Consider the following 18,407-nt stretch of genomic DNA (forward strand, 5'->3'; position numbering starts at 1 on the left):
AGTGAACTACTGTTGCGCTGATCCCCTGCAATTTAATAAAGTCCAATTTTATGTACTTTATGGCTTCTAATTTCACTCTGCTAATAAAAGTCTAGAAATATGGACTTTATTAAATTGCAGGGGATCAGCGCAACAGTAGTTCACTCCCCACCAGCAAACAACTAGGACACAATTAGGAGTCAAATAAAATATTAAAAGACCTACTAGTACGACGCACCATACTTTTACGTACGAAAGAGCGTAAGCGTGAGGCTGCAATCACAATGGTTGTAGACCTACAGGATCACCCATTCTAACGTGTTCAAAGATACGGGAATCGACACAAGTGAGGGAATGCCTGAACTCGTTAAGAAGCGATACAGTGTGATACTGGCCGAGTTTCAGACTAGGCTATCGTTACGACCCAGACACTGATTTCTCTTCCATAAAAATAGGTTAACGATGTAGACAAGCACCCTTTCGGGGGCTAAAACCAACACGAATCACACTAAACTTTGCCTATACCTTGTACATTATCCAAGACCGATACAAGGATACAGTCATGGCGAACAATACCAGCGAAAAGCTATCAAACATTGATATAATTACTCTCATTATATTCACAAAAGTATACCAAGAACGGAGCATAACCAAAGCTGCTGTAGCCACGAAACTGCATGCATCCAAAGTAAGTCGACACATTACTTCACTGCGAACATACTTCAACGATGAACTGTTCTACAGGCGCAAAGCAGGACTAGTCCCGACCGACCTAGCCCACAGAATATATAAAGAAATCACCCCAGCCGTTAACACTATTACGAGTAGCCTATCCTCTGATAACAACGGGCTGTATAAAGCCAAACTGACAGTACACGTATGCCCGCGCTTGATGGGAGTCATCCCCACTGCAATCGTTAACAAGAGTGCGGAGCTGGGCATTGAGAGCGATTGGTTTATATTCCGCAGCAAGACAGCCAAATCGGAAGAGATGATGGAGAACGGGGAAGTCGACATCATGTTCTCGCTTGATGAAATATTCACAGATGGCATTGAGTCCGAACGAATTGGTGCAGAGAACTCACTTCACCTTGCAGCGGTTCCGTCACACCCCATATGGGACGAAGAAGTCGTCACTCTGGAAACCATCGCTAGCTTTGGTTTTATGTACATGGCCTCTGATGGGTTTAACGAGCGCATAGATCCATTACAGTCATACTGCCGCAAGCACTCTATAGAGATAAAAGAAACATTAGAGGTAAACAACCTCGATGAATGGGCGGCGAATATCAGCACAGGCCGATACCTTGGGTTTGTGGGAACTAAGAGCCTCATAAGTTATGTTTCAGGCCGCAGCAACATTAGGGTAGAGGCATTGCCAGAGGGAGCAATGGATGCATTACATAACTCGCTAATGCAGCCAGCGTACTACCTAAACTATATGGCTTCCGAATGGGATGAGAGCTACAACAAAGCAATAAAGGCACTAAGGATTATCTACGCCGAAGTCACTGCCGACTAGGCAAGAAAAAGCCCCTGTGATGATTCAGGGGCTAAAAGTTTGCACGGGGGTACTGTCAGGGACGAACCCGCACACTTTTTCTTTAGAACTTGTGGAACTTATCTACACCGAAAGATTTACCTTTGGCATGACACACACCACAGCTTTCAACTGACATGTCTTTCGTGCCACTAATAGACTCTGGCAACAAGTTACCCTCGCTATCGAACTCGGCCACATACGCGCCGTTGGTCTTGAAGTGTGCAATAGCCGCCTTGTCAGAGTGAGCGTGACAACTACGACATGCTTCAGCGACAGGCGAGATATAGCCTACTGCTGGCACATCATCTTCTAGCTTCTGGCCTACCAAGTGAGGAGCAATCCAGGTGTCGGTAACTTGAGTGGCAATCTTACCTGAGAACAGGCCGCCATCAGCACCGAACAATGGAGCCTCTTCTTTGTGACACACTGAGCAGTCTGTCTTAGAAGCTGAATAGCCCTTTAACTCGTCCTCAGATGTTAAGTAAACACCGCTAGGATCTTGCGAATCCCAGTGACCGCTGTGATAACGGTGAGTCACTGTTGATAAGTCACGACTGTACACTTCGTATTTAGTTGTCTCAGGCGTATCTTCTCCTGGTGCAAACTTAGTGACTCGGCCATGGTAAGTGCCGGTGTTGGTCTCATTGTGACAAGCTGAACAACTGCCGAAGTCATCAACGCCATGTACATGTGCCAACTTAGGAATGGTTAAGCTGCCGTGACAAGCATTACATTTAGCTTCAGAAACGTTCATACGACTTTCATCAGCGAAGCGGGGAAGGATTGGGTTGTCGCCGTTGTCAGTGGCCATGTTCCAATACTTAGGAGTCATTTTAGCCGCTACTGCGTAATCAAGGCCTGAATGCCCTGCATCCTTACACTCTGCTAATACCGCATTGCCTACAGTGTCTTTAGCAACACATACCGCAATGTCAGAACTAACCCACACAGTCTTGTTGCCAAGGTCTGCGAACTCAGCTTTAAAGTCTTCCATAACCATGTCTTCAGTGATGGTCATAGTGAAAGATGAGTCTGTAGCATCGAACTCTTGATCAAAGACGCGAACGTTATGATGAAACTCAGGGATGATACGATGAATAACACCTTTACCAATCACTACGCCGATAGGCATATGGTGTTCTTCGGGGATAGATTTCAGAACTTCAGCAAGAGTCTCAGTCGTTAGAGGTTCACCGTCAAGATTAACAACAACCTTAACCGCTAGCTCTACGCCGTCAAACTTAACGCTTGTTACGTCCAGAGATACAAGGTCTGTACCTTCATCACGCAATCCAACAGAGTGAGCACCTTCAGCGCCTAAGCTTCCACTGGTGTGACAACCTAAGCAAGCGTCATCACCACTTGGCACTATGCCTGCGTGGTTCTCCCCGGTAGCAAGGTTAACTGTAAGGTGGCAGCTAACACACGCTCCCTCATTTACGATCTCTTTCCACACATCGTTATCATGACAAGATGTACAGTCGTTTAGCTCATTAGGGAACCCAATAGCGCCAAACAATTCGTGAGCGTCACCCGTAAGCGGTGCGCCTAGGTATTGCTCTGCTTTGTGGCCAGCGTGTAATCTGTGGATCATCTGGTCGAAGTTGAGATTCCAGCCGTTCTCTGGATTGACTTCTTCGCCAGCTATAGACGGGTTGTGACAGGATACACAGGCTTCAACGGTTTGATAGTTGTGGTGCGCACTAAGCTCATCGATTTGAGCGTTACCCTCAGCATACCCATCAGCCGACCCATGACACTTGATGCAAGACTCTGTACTGATAAGAGCCTTAGTAGGAGTAGCCGCTTCACCCGTTGCAGGGATAAATTCTACTGACTTGGAGATCATCTTGTCAGCGATGTCTGCACCCGCTGCGGTTTTCATGTTGTAAGAGCGAACGATTACGCGGTTAACCGCGTTGACGTCGGCGCCCTCTACGATAATCGGAGCCACACCCTCATGCTCCCAAGTTCCGACGTATACGCCAGTCTCAGTTTCAACAAGAGTACAAGCCTGCTCTTCTTCACCACCACGGTTAATCACCATACCTGTGTCTGTACAGTACAGATAACCACCAGCATCGTTCAGCCAAGCGTGGTTCATCCATTCGCCGTTCGCATCTTCCGACGACGCAAGCAGTGATATTTTATCTAGCCCTGAGATAGCTAGGCCATCTTTGTTAACGGCTTTGAACTTTATTGCGAATGCACTGCCGGAAGTAATAGAGATATCTTGGGGAAGAAGTTCTATAAGTAGGTCAGAAGCCTGCTCAATTGTGGTTGTATAGTCGATAGGGGAAGTACCATCTTGCCCGTTCTGGCCGTTCTCGCCATCAGTGCCATTAGTGCCATCTTTGCCATCGCTACCACTACAGCCAGCTAGCACGAATGCCACAGCTCCAGCGACAAGACAGCGTTTAAAATTGTTCATCATTTTTATAGCTCCGAGTTTGTTTTTGTAAGTACTCGCCGCCAGTTATAAAAGTTTTTTTCGGTATCAACAAATTTAAAAGCTGGGTTCTTGAAGCCCACATCACTCCTCGAAATATAGAAACGCCGTTCCTATAAAATGCATTTTGTGACTAGAACGAGATCTCGAAACCAAGCTGCTCGATCCGCTGCTTTAGCCATAGGAAATCTTGCTTCTAATTCTTCGTGCTATACACCAGCGATATGCTTTGTTCGCCAACTAGGCCATACATATTACGGGCTTCAACAGCGGAGATCCTAACCCCATGCACGCCTTTAGTTTAAATAAATCAGGCCACCCACAATAAATCAACAACATAACGGTGCTAAGGCTAACTCTATACTCTTCAAATAGAAAACTTAGCCATTACTGAAGCAATGCCACCTTCAATCTACTTATAAATGTTAAACAGGGGGAATTCTAGCGTGAAACAGAATTTCTGGCTGGGGGTGTTAACTCAAGATTTTGAAGGGCTGCAGGATTCAATTAATTAGTGCAACCAACAGTAAGCTAGCTAAATCAAGCTATCTGCCATCTTCTAAATACCGACGACACTTAGCAAAATGACAGCGACATTTTTGTAGATGTTCGCAGTAATTTGTAAGCTCTTGAGTGGCGCCAACTGGCCAATGAAATATCGAACCAAACTCAGAGATGAGTTTTATCCACTAGCTATAGATAATCTGGTAACGTAAAGTTAACCCCTTTGGGCTGGCTAAACCGTTCACCTTCAATCTATCGCGACCTCACAACATTGATCCAAGAGTCACACCGATTGCAAAACCAATAAAAAGACCAGAAATAAATAGTTTCTTGTTCTTTAACTCCCCATTCCAGCTATTCTTCGAACTATCAGCGCTCCAACTGTTTTCTTTCTTTATTTTATTCATAACCCCTCCAAACTCAGCAATAACTAAAGTTTAGTCAGAAGATGCAATGCTCGCAATTAGCTGTGGATGGCTCTATTTAACTAGCTATTACATACAACCTACTTTTTTATAAAAAAGTAATAAACCCCGACGCCCCCTCCAACCACAATGGTAAGGTAAACATCAATCATGTATGGCGCATTAAAGTAAACTAGCCCTGTACCAAATAAAACAACAAATGCTGATAGCAAGAATTTGTAAATCACCGTCTCCCCCTTATGTAATAATAAAACAGCACGCCTACTCCCCCCCAATACCTATAAGATAAATCAGGACACCCACAACTCCGGTCAACCAGGCTTTACGCACACATCTTGAGACTGTGTGGTACTACGGCGTATCTTCAATGCTAATTTGAGTGTTTCTGGGACGCGGCATAACACCTCATACTTAGGTAAAACCTAAAGTTTAGTAAGAGGGATGCAATGTTCGCAATTAGCTGTGGATAGCTCTATTTTACCACTAGACGCTCACTTTACTGTGCTAATAACGCCACTATTATTGGTAGTCGTGTTATTTTGTTGAAATCTAAGATTGTCCCTGTTTTTGAATATGACAGCTAAAAAAGCTCCTGTAAAAAAACCTGATAAGTGAGCAAAACTACTTACAATGGGTAACAAAATAATCGACAATAGTATGTTGAGCATCGTAAAGTTTATGCCAGTGTATATCCAGACTGAAGGGATGTTTCTATTTTGAAGAAACAAAGCCACCGTAAAGTACCCCATTAATGAGTAGACACCTCCTGAAGCCCCTACATAACCATCTGCACCACTTAAAATAATGCTATTTGATAAGTAAGCCATTACGGCTCCTACAATTGCACCAATAATAAATATACTGACTCCATTGTTTGAAGATAAAACCCGAAAGCAAGGTGCAAACATCATAAGGAGCGCTGTATTCGTCATCCAATGCGCAACACTTGAATGAAACATAGAGGCTGATAGAAGTCTCCAATATTGCCCTTGATCAATTAAATCGTACACCCCACCAAAATGCACAATTACCTCTTGGAAACTATCATAATAAAGTGTTGCCAAATATTGCAACGCACCGAAAAAAAGCATTACTAAACAATAAAAGTATGCTCCTTTTTTTTCTAGATATACTCTTTGAATAAATTCATATTTATCGCGAAGTAAAGACAAATTTCGCATCGACGCTATATATTCAATCACATAGTATATAGTTACAACACTGCTGGCTATCGTCATGTCTATCAACCTATTACTAGGAAAATAAAAATATAAAACACTATGTATGCAAGTTGACAGAGAAAGATAAGCTATTAGAAAAACACTCTTGGATTTATTGGATTTAAATGCTAGACCTTTGTATTCTGAACTTTCTATTACGGGAATAAAAATATTGCTATTGTGTTCAGTTACTTCCAAACTCTGATGAACGTGCCACTTTAGTATTTTGGATCTAACAACCTCCTCTCCTTCAAACTCTTTATTATTATATTTACATTTAGTTATATTGTTATTTTTCATGATTTTCACACACCAGACAATTAAATATAAATCGCACACTATCAAGGCAATTGTAAATGCCAATACAAAATGCACATGGGTTCCTATAACGTAATTTACTCAATGAGAAATTTAGGTAATCCTTGTAACTGTTAGACATTTTACAACATCATCCTGCTCTGACATTTTCATTGTTAGTTTTTGCATGGTTTCTTTCTTTAAACTGATTATCATTATGCCTACCGAATTAACTTGAGTATATAAATCAGCCCTAAAATCGAGCGTTTTTAACGGGTATGCTAAATCAGCCACACCCTTCCATTAAACTGATGAAGTATTTTATTTTGTCAATAAAAACTCATCGAAAAAATCTTTTTACTCTTGAGACAAATAATACATTCCCATAGCAATTGGAAATCCAAACCCAAATGTAACAGGGCCTCCCATTGCTCCAATGGCTAATATTAGAGTCGCCCCCTCATTCCAAGAAAGACCCCCGCCATTAACTTTACTCAATTTCATTCTTTGTTAGTTCTTGCATAATATCTTCCTTAATTTAAACTGTTTAACGTTATGTTTGCCTAAGTGTTTAGTGACTCAATATGAGTACCCAAACCTTAAGCTGCTGAGCAAGGGCGCGGTTTCCCGCTAAAGTTGCCGTGCCCTTGCTTTTAACTGATGAAATACTTCGTTATTTTTGAACTACTTACTTCACCTATTAAAATTCTTTTTCCTTCGTGGCGCTACTGCGCCGTTCCAACTAATTTCTGCATCTCTTCCTGCGTGTACACCTTGCCCTGATGCATAACCAATACTCGCTGTGCTTGCTTAATCGTTTCGGGTCGATGAGCTATAATGACTCGCGTCATCGCAAGATGTTTTATTTGCTCACTGATTTTCGCTTCGTTATCTATGTCTAAATGACTTGTCGCTTCATCCATAAACAGCAAACTTGGCTGCTGATACAACGCCCTTGCAAGTAGAAGTCGTTGTATTTGCCCGCCTGAAAACTGACTACCCATGTCACCGACCAACGTGTTATACCCCATGGTCATCTTATTAATATCGGTTTCTATCGCAGCCATTTGCGCGCACTGCTGCATACGTAAATAGTTAGGCTCTGGCTCAAAGAAGGTTAAGTTGTCGGCGATTGAACCCGACAGTAACGTGTCATCTTGCATAACTGCTGCGATTTGCTGCCGATACTGGGTTAAGCCTATTTGGGTAATGTCTTGGCCATCTAATAAAATACGACCTTGAGTTGGCGTTAATAGCCCGAGCATCAGCTTGACTAAGGTGGTTTTACCACAGCCCGACTCACCCACTATTGCTACTGACTCATGTGCATTAATAGTCAGTGATACGTCGTCAATCACGTTTGGTTCATTATCGCCATAACAAAAACTGACGCTCTCTAGGGTGAGCTGGCCAGTCACTTTATTCAGCGGCATACTGCCGTCACGATTAGCTTCTTGCTCATGCAGTGCAATATCCGAAATACGGTCTAGGTGTAGGCGCAACATACGAAACAAAATAAGCTGCTCTATTAAACTGGCGAAACGCTCCGTTAGTTGATTCTTGTACGCGATAAATGCGAGCACCATACCAATGGTTAAATCCCCCGTCATAACGATAGTGGCCGCTAAATAAATAACAATGATGTTCTCAAGACCAAATAAAAGCTTATTAAACGCATCAAAGCTAATATTGAGTTTTCCTAAACGGATATCAGCGTTAATGACTTCGCTATAGCGGTTTTGCCACACACTTTGCCTTTGAGGCTCACAGGTAAACAGTTTGATGGTCTGAATGCCGCGAATATTTTCAAGGAAATTAGTCTGCTCTTTTGCGCTTGCTTGAATCGACTCTTCGGTTGCACGGTGCAGTGGACGATAAAGTGCCAAACGTAGCAACGCATAAATGAGTATTGCAGCAACAACGACTAATGTAAGCTTAACGCTGTACATCAGCATCATCACCAAAACAGCAATCGACATAACGCCATCAACCACCGTTTCAACAAGTCCGGTAGTGAGTCGCTCACGTACTTGCGCAAGAGAGCCAAAACGAGACACTAAATCGCCGATATGACGCTTTTCAAAATAACTCATGGGCAATCGGAGTAGGTGCCGCAGCAGGTTAACGCCCATCTGCATATTAAGTAGGCTCGACACCCTAAGTACCAACCAGCTACGCACTCCTGTAGTAATGACGTTAATCATCGCAAGCAGACCAAAGCCTAACGCTAGTACGATTAACAAGGGTTTATCCTGGCTAATCAGCACTTCATCAACCACCCATTGCATATAGTAGGGGGTAACAAGTGCAAAAACTTGAAGTAAAATGGACAGTACGAACAAAGAGGTTAAGGTCTTACCGAGCCCCGTCATTTTGCTCCACAGCTGGGATAGGCGCATTTGTTGGCGCTCGTCTTGTTTCTCAAACCCCTTTGTTGGAGTTAGCTCTAATGCTATCCCTGTAAAATGCTCGGTAAACTCTGTAAGTGTGAGCTTTCTTTTCCCCAATCCTGGGTCATTTATACTTACTCCTGATTTTGTAACGCCGGTGAGTACAACAAAGTGATTCATGTCCCAATGTAATACACAAGGCAAAGCCAGTTTACCAATCTCTTCAATAGGACATTTCAATGCTCGACTCGCAAGCCCCATACTGTCACTTAAGCCAATAATTTGCTGTAAGTTCATCCCCTTGAGATCAGCACTATAACGCTTCCTCAGTGCTGCCATATCCAGCTTATGACCATGATAGCTAGCAATCATAGCGACACTGGCAAGACCACACTCTGCCATTTCAGCCTGCAAGATAAGCGGCACACGTTTATTGCCTGAAAACTCCAATAGCTCAATCGGATTAGCCGGTTGGTTTAATCCTGCATTAACCATTAGCCCACTCTCCCTTGCAAGCTGTAGATAGGCTCAAGCAACCAATCAAGCAGACTACGTCTGTCGAGTACAATATCAGCTTCAAGTAACATGCCGCTTTTGAGTGGGAACTTATCGCCATAGGCCAACATATCTTGTTTTGATAACGTCGTCCTTATGCGATAAACGGGTTCTGATAGTGTTACTGGCACTCTTGCTTCGCCATCGAGTAGCAAGGCTTTATCCACCCGAGAAACATAACTTTCGAGGAAACCAAAGCGTTGATAAGGGAAGGCGTCAAAGCGCAGCCTAGCTTCATCTCCCGATTTAACAAATCCAGCACTGCGTGTTGGCAGTAATAGCTCTGCGACCAGTTGCGCCCCTTGTGGAATTAAACTCATTAATGGACGGCTATTGACAACAAACTCACCCTCTACAATTTGTATCGAGGCAACCGTACCCGCCTCACTCGCTCGAATAACATAGCGATAATTATTTTCAGTCTCATCGATTTGACGCTGAAGCTCTGAGCGCCTCCTTGCAAGGTCGCCCTCTTTAAGCACGTATTGGCTAGGTAAGACGTCAAGCTCTGCTGATGCCGAATTAAGTTGGCTTTGGATTTGTATTTGGTTGGAGGCTAAGTTTTCTATTTCTTGCCTAACTGAAATGAGCTTCTCTTGCTGGGAGTGGTAATCTAACGTAGATAAGAAACCGTCTTTATATAGCTTTTTATGCTGAACTTGTTGCGCCATCTGTAAGGCTAACTTTTCAATTAACAGCGCTTCGAGCTTAGTCAACACCGCGAGCGATGCACGACTATTCGTCATGGATATTTTTAAGCGAGAGATCTCTTTTAATTCCATGGCACTATTAACGCTCTGCTCAGTTTTAAGCAGGGTGAGTTGTTGTTTTAACTCATCAATGAGTGACTCACTTAACTCTTCACCAGAGAGCATGCTGCGTCTTAATACGATTGTCGCTAGAGGTGAGCCTTTAGCGACAATATCACCTTCAGTAACATGCAATATTTCGACGTTACCACTGCGGTTAGCATAAGTTTTAATTAAGCCCTTATCAGGCACTAAATAACCACGAACGGTTTCTTTACGAGCGTAATGAGAAGAAGAGAGAAAGAATATAATAGCGACAACAATAGCCAGTAAAACAGTGGCCGATACATTGATACTAATAGGTTGTGCCAGTGACACGTCACCATGTAACTTTTGCTTTTGCGCCTCAACGGCCTGTTGACGAAATAATGCTGACATAGAATTTCCATATTCTCAATATGCATACCGAATACTATCGGCAATGAGTGACTAACGACTACATGATACTAATGTTTTAAACTGCGACCTTTGTCACGTAAGCATAAACCATAACCACAACTATTGCGCAACACAAAGCCATAAAACGACTTACAGTCCCTCAAAAAATCATTGGCCATCACGCCACGCATTGTTAACGAATAGAGTCAGGCGTGTCTAAGCGATTCAGCTATATTATCTGGCTTGAGAACCTCTTTCTCTTTATGGAGAAGTGGCTATAGATGCCCACCCAACGGGTTTCTTTTGGGGCATAAAAAAACATCTGCTCTAGGCAGATGTTTTTATTGTTTGCAGTAACCAGTGCGACTTGAAAGTCGATTAGTTTTGCTTTTTTACAAACTTAGATTTAAGCATCATATAGCCGTGGCCATCGACCTTACAATCGATGTCGTGGTCGCCGTCTACGAAACGTTTGATAACCGCTTTGGTGCCAACTTTAAGCACTAGTGATGATCCTTTCACTTTAAGGTCTTTGATTAGCGTCACTTTATCTTCTTCTGCTAATAAATTGCCGACAGCATCTTTTAAGATAATCACATCTGGATCGACGATAACTTCGCTAGGATTCCATTCATGAGCACATTCAGGACAAACGAGCTGTGAACCGTCTTCGTATACGTATGTTGATTCACATTTTGGGCATGGTGGGATAGCGCTCATGGTATTTTCTCTTTAATAAATAATTTGTTGAGTCATGCTTGATCGAGCATTTCTTAAAATGATCATCGATACAACTCGCTTTTCAAAGACTCATTATAATCAAAAAATCAGATATCATCTAGATTGAGGATCTTGTCCTGTGAACAAGGCTAGATTGTTGATCAGCTTTTCATGAATTAGCATCCGTTTTCAGCACACTATTTTGTCTATTCACTACGCCTTATTTGCGCTAACGATCATGAGTCAGCGCTTTACGTTCACTGCTCACTTAAGGCTAAAGCCTTGGCCGTTAAGATACTCCTTCATAAAGGGGCGTGATTCTTTGCTTAGCGCGGCTTTAACATGCTCAGACCAAGAGGTTTGTTTGGTATTGCTGCTACGAGCAGCATAATACTCTCGAATATGTTGGTCATATTCAGCCAATGCGGATCTATCGAGTTGTTGATACTGGTCTTGATGCACCACAATACTCAGTGGCAGATGTGGTTTTGACTGCGGTTCTCTTGCTGGGTAGCCTATACATATACCAAATAGTGGTAGTACATGCTCTGGTAAACCTAACAACGCGGTAACTTGCTGTGGGTTATTGCGAATACCGCCAATAAATACCCCTCCTAAACCTAACGACTGCGCTGCGAGCAACGCATTTTGTCCCATCAATGCAGTATCAATTGCACCGATTAAGGTTTGCTCGGTAAAACCGAGTTGCGCTTCAGGATGGATCTGTTGATGGCGATTAAAGTCAGCGCAAAATACCAAGAACTCAGCAGCGGATGCAACATAGCCCTGGCCTCCGGCATATTCAGCCAGCTGTTGCCGCAGCGCTGGCTTTGATACTCGAATAATGCTGGTGCATTGAATAAAGCTCGAGGTAGAGGCTGCTAACGCGCAATTTAAAATCTGTTCAAGCTTGTCAGCTTCGATGGCCTGCTCGGTAAAATGACGCACTGAACGGTGGCGCATTATTGTTGCTATTGTCGAATTCATATCTACTTCACCTATTGCATTGAGTGCCACCAGCCTACCTTTCAAACCTAACTGTAACTCAGCATATTTCAGGGTGATTACGCAAAATTCAACGATAGTGCCTAAGCATTAAATGAGTCAATTTGCCTAAGCCAGATGATTGCGATAATAATAGCAGAGCTACCCAGCCAGCAACGCGATGGAGGATTGTAATCATGAGTAAAGTGACACCGCTGGTTCCTTTAATCAAATCTCAATATGCAATTGCTTTTATCGATATACTGAAACAGATCGACGATGATATCTATCCCACCATTGCAAAAGCACAGTTACCTGAAAATATCTTGGATATTGAGCATGACTATGTGCCGCAACTCCCGCTAATCAACCTGTTGAATATTATTGGAGAAAAAGCAGGGCCAGATAAATATAGCCAGTTAATATGGCAGGCTTGCCGACAAGTATTTATTCCAAGCTACATAGATAAAATAAAGCATGCAAAAACCTTAGAGCAAGCACTCGATGAGTTCTGTGTATTTTTCAATAGAGAATCAACTCACTCAACGGTAAAGCTACGGCACTTGTTTGGGCGCCACTGGTTGATACGAGAACATCGCTTTAGCAAAGAGCTTTTAGCGGATTTTAGAGAACATTTTATTCTCACTTTTATGATTGAACTGGTCCGTGGATTAACACAAAGACAATGGTCACCAAAAGAGATTGTATTGACTACCGATAGTATTGATAAACTAAAACAAAGCTTACTTATCGATGACTCTCAATTCTATGTCAACCGCAGTGTCACAGGCATATCGTTGTCGAGTGAAGAGCTTGCGCACCCTATCAAACTCAAACTGGGTTGGCATAAAACTCAAACTGAGCAACCGTTAAAGCCAACCCTATTTGCCGATTCATTAAAACAAGCCTTAAAGCCATATTTGGGTTTGGGGAGACTCCCCATTGAGTCTGCTGCAAGCATTTTGGGTATTGAGGTAAGAACCTTACAACGTCGTTTAAAAGTAGAAAACGCAAGCTACTCTAATATCGTAGAAAACATTCTCTTTAACCAAGCCTGTGAGATGATGACTGACAGAAATATTCCCATCAGCCGTATTGCCTCATCCTTAGGCTATTCAGACTTACCTCACTTTTCACGTGCATTTAAGCGTATAACAGGGCTTTCTCCTCGAGCTTATCGGCGTCAACACAGCTAAACATTTGGCTAAGCCGTTACCCTTTTGCCCGCGGCCACAGCATATTGATTCTGATATACAAGCTATGGCTTTATCTATATGCTGAAAGCGTTAGTTTTATGTATATTCTCGCCTGAAATCATGCATTGAACTTTACAACGAGGAGTCTCTTTTGACCTTCTTTCACGCTAAACACATTGCATTGAATAAAAGCTCTGTAGTGACTGTACTGATATGTGCCTCCCTCTCTATTCCCGCTCAGGCTGATCAATGGTATTTAGGCCTCGATAATGACGTAGTCATTGGTGATGACGGCGACTTCTCCAATGGCATTGTTATTGGATGGCAGACTGCCGACACCGATTTTTCTCAACCATTTTGGCCGTTAAGCTGGCAAAAAAATTTACTCTTGCCGCAACAAAGTGGACACAAGCAATGGGGTGCAAAAGTATACCAACGCATGTGGACGCCCACTGAAATTAAACATGATTATGCTCAACCTAACGAACGTCCCTATGCTGGCCTGTTAGAGCTTGAAAGTTTTACCGCTGTTTATAGCAGCCAGCTGGCGCAAAAAAACTGGTTTGCTGTGGGCGTCATGGGCCCAGCTTCTGGTGCACAAGCAACACAGGAAATAGTACACAAAATCACCTCATCCACGCCTCCGCAGGGCTGGCAATATCAAATGGAGAGTCAACTCACGCTGCAGTTGGCCTACGAAGCAGATTACCTATTAACGCGACAACCAGCCTTTAAAGACAGTCGCTGGGAGCTTAGTGGTCATAGCTATTCGCAGTTGGGTAATTTCCGCTCAGAAACCAATGTAGGGATGACATTGCGCTGGGGGGATGATTTAAGTCAGTCTTTTGGGCAGTTAAGCAGCCATCAAGGTCATTACGGGCAGTATAGTACTGCAGCAAAAGAGAGCGGCAGCTGGACTGTTTTTGCACGGGCTCAGGCGGGATACCGCTTTAATGACCTCAGCATAGAGGGTGATCTACCCTATGACTCATATGTGCAGCTAAAGCATCAGCAAGCACAAGCCAGTGCCGGCGTTATATGGGCATTTCCAAGCTGGTCTCTTAGTTGGCGCTTTGATTTTTATAGTAAAGAGTATGAGTCAGACTCTCAAGACTGGCATGGTTACGGGGTACTGAGTTACAGCTGGATTATGTAATTTTATAAAAAACGCCTTTTACCTGTTTGGCCTTACAGAGAAACGACGTCGCCTTTAAACAGATGACTTATCGGCTTCAATCAACCCAATGCAGCACATCTTTTATCACTGACCAGCGGGGGGTTTTAGGTTTAGCGTTTTCACCTAAGATCCAGTAACCGTATAGAGTGTCAACATAACCCGATGACTTTTGGATCGCTAACCAGCTATTGAGGAATGTTTGCAACGAGGCATTATCGATGGCAACCGCATAGGATGCTGGGAATGACTTTATCTCTTCTCGATTATAGAGCGTGGTGTATTCTGGATACAAGATAGTCCAGGTCTTACCCGCTTCAAGGCTGATCATTAACCCGTCCCATGTTTTACCATCATCTTCAAAGAACAAACGGTCAGATTGAATCGTTTCAAATTCAAAATTTGGAAACTTCTTTTCAAGGTGAGGCATTATCGAATAGGCACCTACAGAGGCTATTTTGATTGTGCCAGCTTCGTGCATCATTTTGTCAGTTTTGAATTCATCGGCGCGATGATCTTTCACCACAAATGAGTAGTGAAGATCGAGCACTGGGGTGGTAAACCCAACGTGCTCAATACGCTTGGTCGTCATTTGTAACCCTGAAATGGCAATATCAAACTGCCCTTTATTGATAGCGCCCAATACGTTTGCAAAAGTGTAGGGGACAAACGCAATTTTGACCTCCATCTCTGCTGCCAGCTTCTTCATTAGCTCAACATCAAAACCGACCAGTTGATTTTGCGCATTGTAAAAAGAGAACGGCACCTGAATAGGGTTATAACCGATCCTTAATATGCCACTTTCTCTTATCGCTTTTAAGTCTCTAGGCCCCGTCGCTTGCGCCAGTTCATCCCACTTAAAAGCGGTGACTTGATCGGGAACCTTCTCGGCAGCACTCATCTGCGCGACCACTTCATCCATGTTGTATTCAGTATTCACGATGCTACTGAGCAGCCAGCTAGACGCTAATAAGCTAACACCGACGACCACTGGCGTTAATGCGCTGTACATGATCAATCTTGTCATGCTGACTTTAGCGATCCCCACCAGCATAGCGGTGCCACCAACGGCGAGAATAAATATATTCATCGCCGCTAGTAAAGAGGTAAATCGGCTGGTAAACAAGCTAGAGACCATATAAAGCTGAAATAGATCCGATGATAACTCAAGTGAATCGAGTAACATTGGAATGGTGAGATACACGCTGCCAAATAGACTAATTAGGCCATTTATCGACATAGGAAGATAGGTTAGAAAATCAATCTCCTTACCTGAAAACCACGCCGCAAACAGCACGAAAACAATGGTTAATAACTTACCCAGATTAGGGAAGCTAAAGACCACCGGGATAATAATATTGGCGTAGTCATCGGTTTGTTGATTGCCAATATTGTATTTATGAAACAACTCTTTAGTACGCTGAATGAGCAGTGGGATAACGATAAATATATTACCGGCGGCGAAGGCGGTAATCATGGCATCTTTAGCTATGCCAGTAATGTCTCGATACGAGAACGGCGTAATAGTGGCAAGAATCGCCGGTAACACCCAGTAGGTCAAAATGATGGTCATCACTACGTGCGCTACAAAATACACCTGCAGCTTTTGAAACTCCTCAAAATCCATGGTGCCTGCCGTGGCTGCTGTCATGGCGAAAATACCTATCGGCATCAGCTTTACAATGCTTTGAGTCACCTTATTAAATGACTCACCAAGCAGTTGCATTGGCCGCATCAAGGATTCTTTATTGTCGATGGAGATCAGCGCTATACCGGTTGCAACACAGAACAATACAATCGCTGGGATATAGCTGTTTGATAGCGAGAAAAACGGATTTGACGGAATATATATATCTAACAGGTTAATCGAGTTTGGATCTTGTAGCGCGGTTAAACTAAAAAACTCACCCGCCTGCCAGTCAGGAAAGGTGTATTTAATCAGAAACATCGTCAGCAAACCGAACATCCAGATCACCAACATCAGCTTACCCACTTTAACGCCCAGCGACTTTGCTTGAACCATGGTTAAGCTGCCTAAACTGGAGATAAGCGAAACAATAATATAGGGAATAATGGTCATTTGAAGCAGTTTAATAAACGCATCACCAATAACGGACATCCACGCAAGCATCTCACCAAAGAACAGCCCTGCAGCAATACCAGCGGCAAAAGACAATAACACCAACGTCGACATGCTCATCTTTTTGTTCGGTTTTTCAATAAGCTCTTGTCCGAGTTCGCTATCGTCCTGACCGTCGGCAACCGTCGTTTTATCAACCATAATCAAACCTGTCCTTTTATTTGCTGTTTACTTGCAGATCTATTGCCAAATCCCTTGGATATACGATGTCATCTTCGGCGATGGCATCGTAATAGCAGTCCACGTATTGGGCTATTTTTTGTGCTGGGCTAAACAATGCTCTTGCTCGGCGACGACCCGCTTGCCCCATCTGTTGCTGCTTATCTTGATCGCTCAAGATACCTGCCATTGCTTTTGCCATCCCTAATGCATCATCAGGATCAAACATAAAACCGCATACCCCCTCCTCGACTACCTCTGGGACCCCATCAACATTACTGCTAACTGTCGGTACCTCACAGGCCATCGCTTCAAGCAATACCATACTAAATGACTCCGTGTAGCTTGGTTGGATCACGCAGTCAGCATTGGGGAGATATGTCTCTACATGCGTAACAGCTCCCATAAAAGTGACATGCTGCAAAATATCGAGTTTTTCACACTGCTGTTTAATCTTATCGATATAAGGCCCGCTTCCCAGTAACACTAAACGCGCATTGACCTTTCTAAGCAGCAAGTAAAACGCCCTTACGACGGTATCGGTATTTTTAAGCGCTCTAAAATTAGAGACATGCATCACCACTTTTTCGTCATCCATTGCCATTTGTCGGCGGATATTGATGTCAGCATTTGCTGGAGTAAAAACACTTAAATCGATGAAGTTATGGATCACTTCTATGGTTTTGTCTTTTTCAAAATGGCTATAGATATAGTTACGTTGATAGGCTGAAACCGTGGTCACTTTAGTGCTCTTTTGAATACTAAATTTATTTAACGGATAAAGCGGTTTATCTTGGCCAACAAGAGTGACATCGGTACCGTGAATAGTGGTGACGGTAGAAAATTTGTGGATGCTTATCTCACCGGCGAGATAGGCACATAACGAATGCGGTATGGAATAGTGAGCATGAACAACATCCAATTGATACTGCTCTGCAACTTCGACAATCTTTGCTGTTAAAGCAAAGGTATATAAAGGGTCTGAAAAAAGTGGATAGTTTATCGCCTCTACGGAATGGAAAAATAGCCGCTGTGAATCTTCAATCAGCTTGAAGGGTCTAACACTGGAAATGAAATGAACTTCATGGCCAAGCTTTGCTAAGCCGAGGCCCAACTCTGTTGCAACTAAACCCGAACCACCAATACTGGGGTGGCACACTATACCAATGCGCAGTTTCGACATAGATCCACTACCACCAGAGACAATAGTTAATAAAATGTTTTTACCGATAAAACTTAGCACTGATATAAGAGTTAAGCCAAGTCGTATGAAAAATATACAACCCATTACTCAGCCGTTAACCATCTTAACCAATAGAGATTGCTCCCACCCCTGCCGATTCAGCTAGTAATTTCGATTTGCAAAATGCTAATCATCACTCTATAAACACCACCTTAAACAGCCAACAAACTGATTTACAACCACTTAAAATATTGGCGCAGCTTATGCAATATTCAGTTTACTTTGATACCGTGACAGTGAGA

The 18,407-nt window shown here is 43.1% G+C and carries 12 protein-coding genes and 1 pseudogene; 3 read left to right on the top strand and 10 right to left on the bottom strand.

Annotated features, from left to right (window positions below; genetic code table 11):
* Positions 1-541 precede the first annotated feature (541 nt).
* A complete protein-coding gene (locus L2755_RS03625; RefSeq protein ID WP_248979393.1) occupies positions 542-1,501 on the top strand; it encodes a LysR family transcriptional regulator in 960 nt (319 codons plus the stop codon).
* 82 nt (positions 1,502-1,583) lie between these two features.
* On the opposite strand, the gene L2755_RS03630 is transcribed toward L2755_RS03625, so the two are convergent.
* The 8 genes and pseudogenes from L2755_RS03630 to nfsA all read right to left on the bottom strand — a co-directional run bounded on the left by L2755_RS03630 (position 1,584) and on the right by nfsA (position 12,256).
* Positions 1,584-3,956 (bottom strand): OmcA/MtrC family decaheme c-type cytochrome, encoded by a 2,373-nt coding sequence (locus L2755_RS03630; protein ID WP_248979394.1) that lies wholly within the window; start codon positions 3,954-3,956, stop codon positions 1,584-1,586.
* A gap of 560 nt (positions 3,957-4,516) precedes the next feature.
* A pseudogene (locus L2755_RS03635) lies at positions 4,517-4,660 on the bottom strand (transposase); the annotation flags it as partial.
* Between the two features lie 78 nt (positions 4,661-4,738).
* Positions 4,739-4,882, bottom strand: coding sequence for a hypothetical protein (locus L2755_RS03640; protein ID WP_248979395.1), 144 nt, complete (start codon positions 4,880-4,882; stop codon positions 4,739-4,741).
* Between the two features lie 509 nt (positions 4,883-5,391).
* Positions 5,392-6,420 (bottom strand): rhomboid family intramembrane serine protease, encoded by a 1,029-nt coding sequence (locus L2755_RS03645; protein ID WP_248979396.1) that lies wholly within the window; start codon positions 6,418-6,420, stop codon positions 5,392-5,394.
* Positions 6,421-7,142: 722 nt separating this feature from the next.
* The gene (locus tag L2755_RS03650; protein WP_248979397.1) at positions 7,143-9,302 is read right to left on the bottom strand and encodes a peptidase domain-containing ABC transporter; all 2,160 of its coding nucleotides are present in this window, start codon (positions 9,300-9,302) and stop codon (positions 7,143-7,145) included.
* Positions 9,302-10,549 (bottom strand): HlyD family secretion protein, encoded by a 1,248-nt coding sequence (locus tag L2755_RS03655; RefSeq protein ID WP_248979398.1) that lies wholly within the window; start codon positions 10,547-10,549, stop codon positions 9,302-9,304. Before L2755_RS03655 ends, L2755_RS03650 begins: the two co-directional genes overlap by 1 nt.
* A gap of 378 nt (positions 10,550-10,927) precedes the next feature.
* Positions 10,928-11,269, bottom strand: a complete 342-nt coding sequence (locus L2755_RS03660) for a zinc ribbon domain-containing protein YjdM (RefSeq protein ID WP_248979399.1) — start codon at positions 11,267-11,269, stop codon at positions 10,928-10,930.
* Between the two features lie 264 nt (positions 11,270-11,533).
* Positions 11,534-12,256 (bottom strand): oxygen-insensitive NADPH nitroreductase, encoded by a 723-nt coding sequence (gene nfsA, locus L2755_RS03665; RefSeq protein ID WP_248979400.1) that lies wholly within the window; start codon positions 12,254-12,256, stop codon positions 11,534-11,536.
* A 194-nt stretch (positions 12,257-12,450) separates the two neighbouring features.
* On the opposite strand from nfsA, the gene L2755_RS03670 reads away from it, so the two are divergent.
* Positions 12,451-13,449, top strand: a complete 999-nt coding sequence (locus L2755_RS03670; protein WP_248979401.1) for a helix-turn-helix domain-containing protein — start codon at positions 12,451-12,453, stop codon at positions 13,447-13,449.
* Between the two features lie 151 nt (positions 13,450-13,600).
* Positions 13,601-14,605, top strand: coding sequence for a lipid A deacylase LpxR family protein (locus L2755_RS03675; RefSeq protein ID WP_248979402.1), 1,005 nt, complete (start codon positions 13,601-13,603; stop codon positions 14,603-14,605).
* Positions 14,606-14,681: 76 nt separating this feature from the next.
* Here L2755_RS03675 and L2755_RS03680 read toward each other — a convergent pair whose 3' ends face one another.
* Together L2755_RS03680 and bshA are read right to left on the bottom strand one after the other, a co-directional pair.
* Positions 14,682-16,904, bottom strand: coding sequence for a cation:dicarboxylate symporter family transporter (locus L2755_RS03680; protein WP_248979403.1), 2,223 nt, complete (start codon positions 16,902-16,904; stop codon positions 14,682-14,684).
* A 16-nt stretch (positions 16,905-16,920) separates the two neighbouring features.
* Positions 16,921-18,105, bottom strand: a complete 1,185-nt coding sequence (gene bshA, locus L2755_RS03685) for an N-acetyl-alpha-D-glucosaminyl L-malate synthase BshA (RefSeq protein WP_248979404.1) — start codon at positions 18,103-18,105, stop codon at positions 16,921-16,923.
* Positions 18,106-18,407: the final 302 nt, after the last annotated feature.

The organism is Shewanella abyssi (assembly GCF_023284025.1).
GTDB lineage: Bacteria > Pseudomonadota > Gammaproteobacteria > Enterobacterales > Shewanellaceae > Shewanella > Shewanella abyssi.

Bases quoted from the DNA above. Each gene is read 5' to 3' on its own strand.
- L2755_RS03625 (WP_248979393.1), top strand. From the start codon at position 542: ATGGCGAACAATACCAGCGAAAAGCTATCAAACATTGATATAATTACT.
- L2755_RS03630 (WP_248979394.1), bottom strand. From the start codon at position 3,956: ATGATGAACAATTTTAAACGCTGTCTTGTCGCTGGAGCTGTGGCATTC.
- L2755_RS03640 (WP_248979395.1), bottom strand. From the start codon at position 4,882: ATGAATAAAATAAAGAAAGAAAACAGTTGGAGCGCTGATAGTTCGAAG.
- L2755_RS03645 (WP_248979396.1), bottom strand. From the start codon at position 6,420: ATGAAAAATAACAATATAACTAAATGTAAATATAATAATAAAGAGTTT.
- L2755_RS03650 (WP_248979397.1), bottom strand. From the start codon at position 9,302: ATGGTTAATGCAGGATTAAACCAACCGGCTAATCCGATTGAGCTATTG.
- L2755_RS03655 (WP_248979398.1), bottom strand. From the start codon at position 10,549: ATGTCAGCATTATTTCGTCAACAGGCCGTTGAGGCGCAAAAGCAAAAG.
- L2755_RS03660 (WP_248979399.1), bottom strand. From the start codon at position 11,269: ATGAGCGCTATCCCACCATGCCCAAAATGTGAATCAACATACGTATAC.
- nfsA (WP_248979400.1), bottom strand. From the start codon at position 12,256: ATGAATTCGACAATAGCAACAATAATGCGCCACCGTTCAGTGCGTCAT.
- L2755_RS03670 (WP_248979401.1), top strand. From the start codon at position 12,451: ATGAGTAAAGTGACACCGCTGGTTCCTTTAATCAAATCTCAATATGCA.
- L2755_RS03680 (WP_248979403.1), bottom strand. From the start codon at position 16,904: ATGGTTGATAAAACGACGGTTGCCGACGGTCAGGACGATAGCGAACTC.
- bshA (WP_248979404.1), bottom strand. From the start codon at position 18,105: ATGTCGAAACTGCGCATTGGTATAGTGTGCCACCCCAGTATTGGTGGT.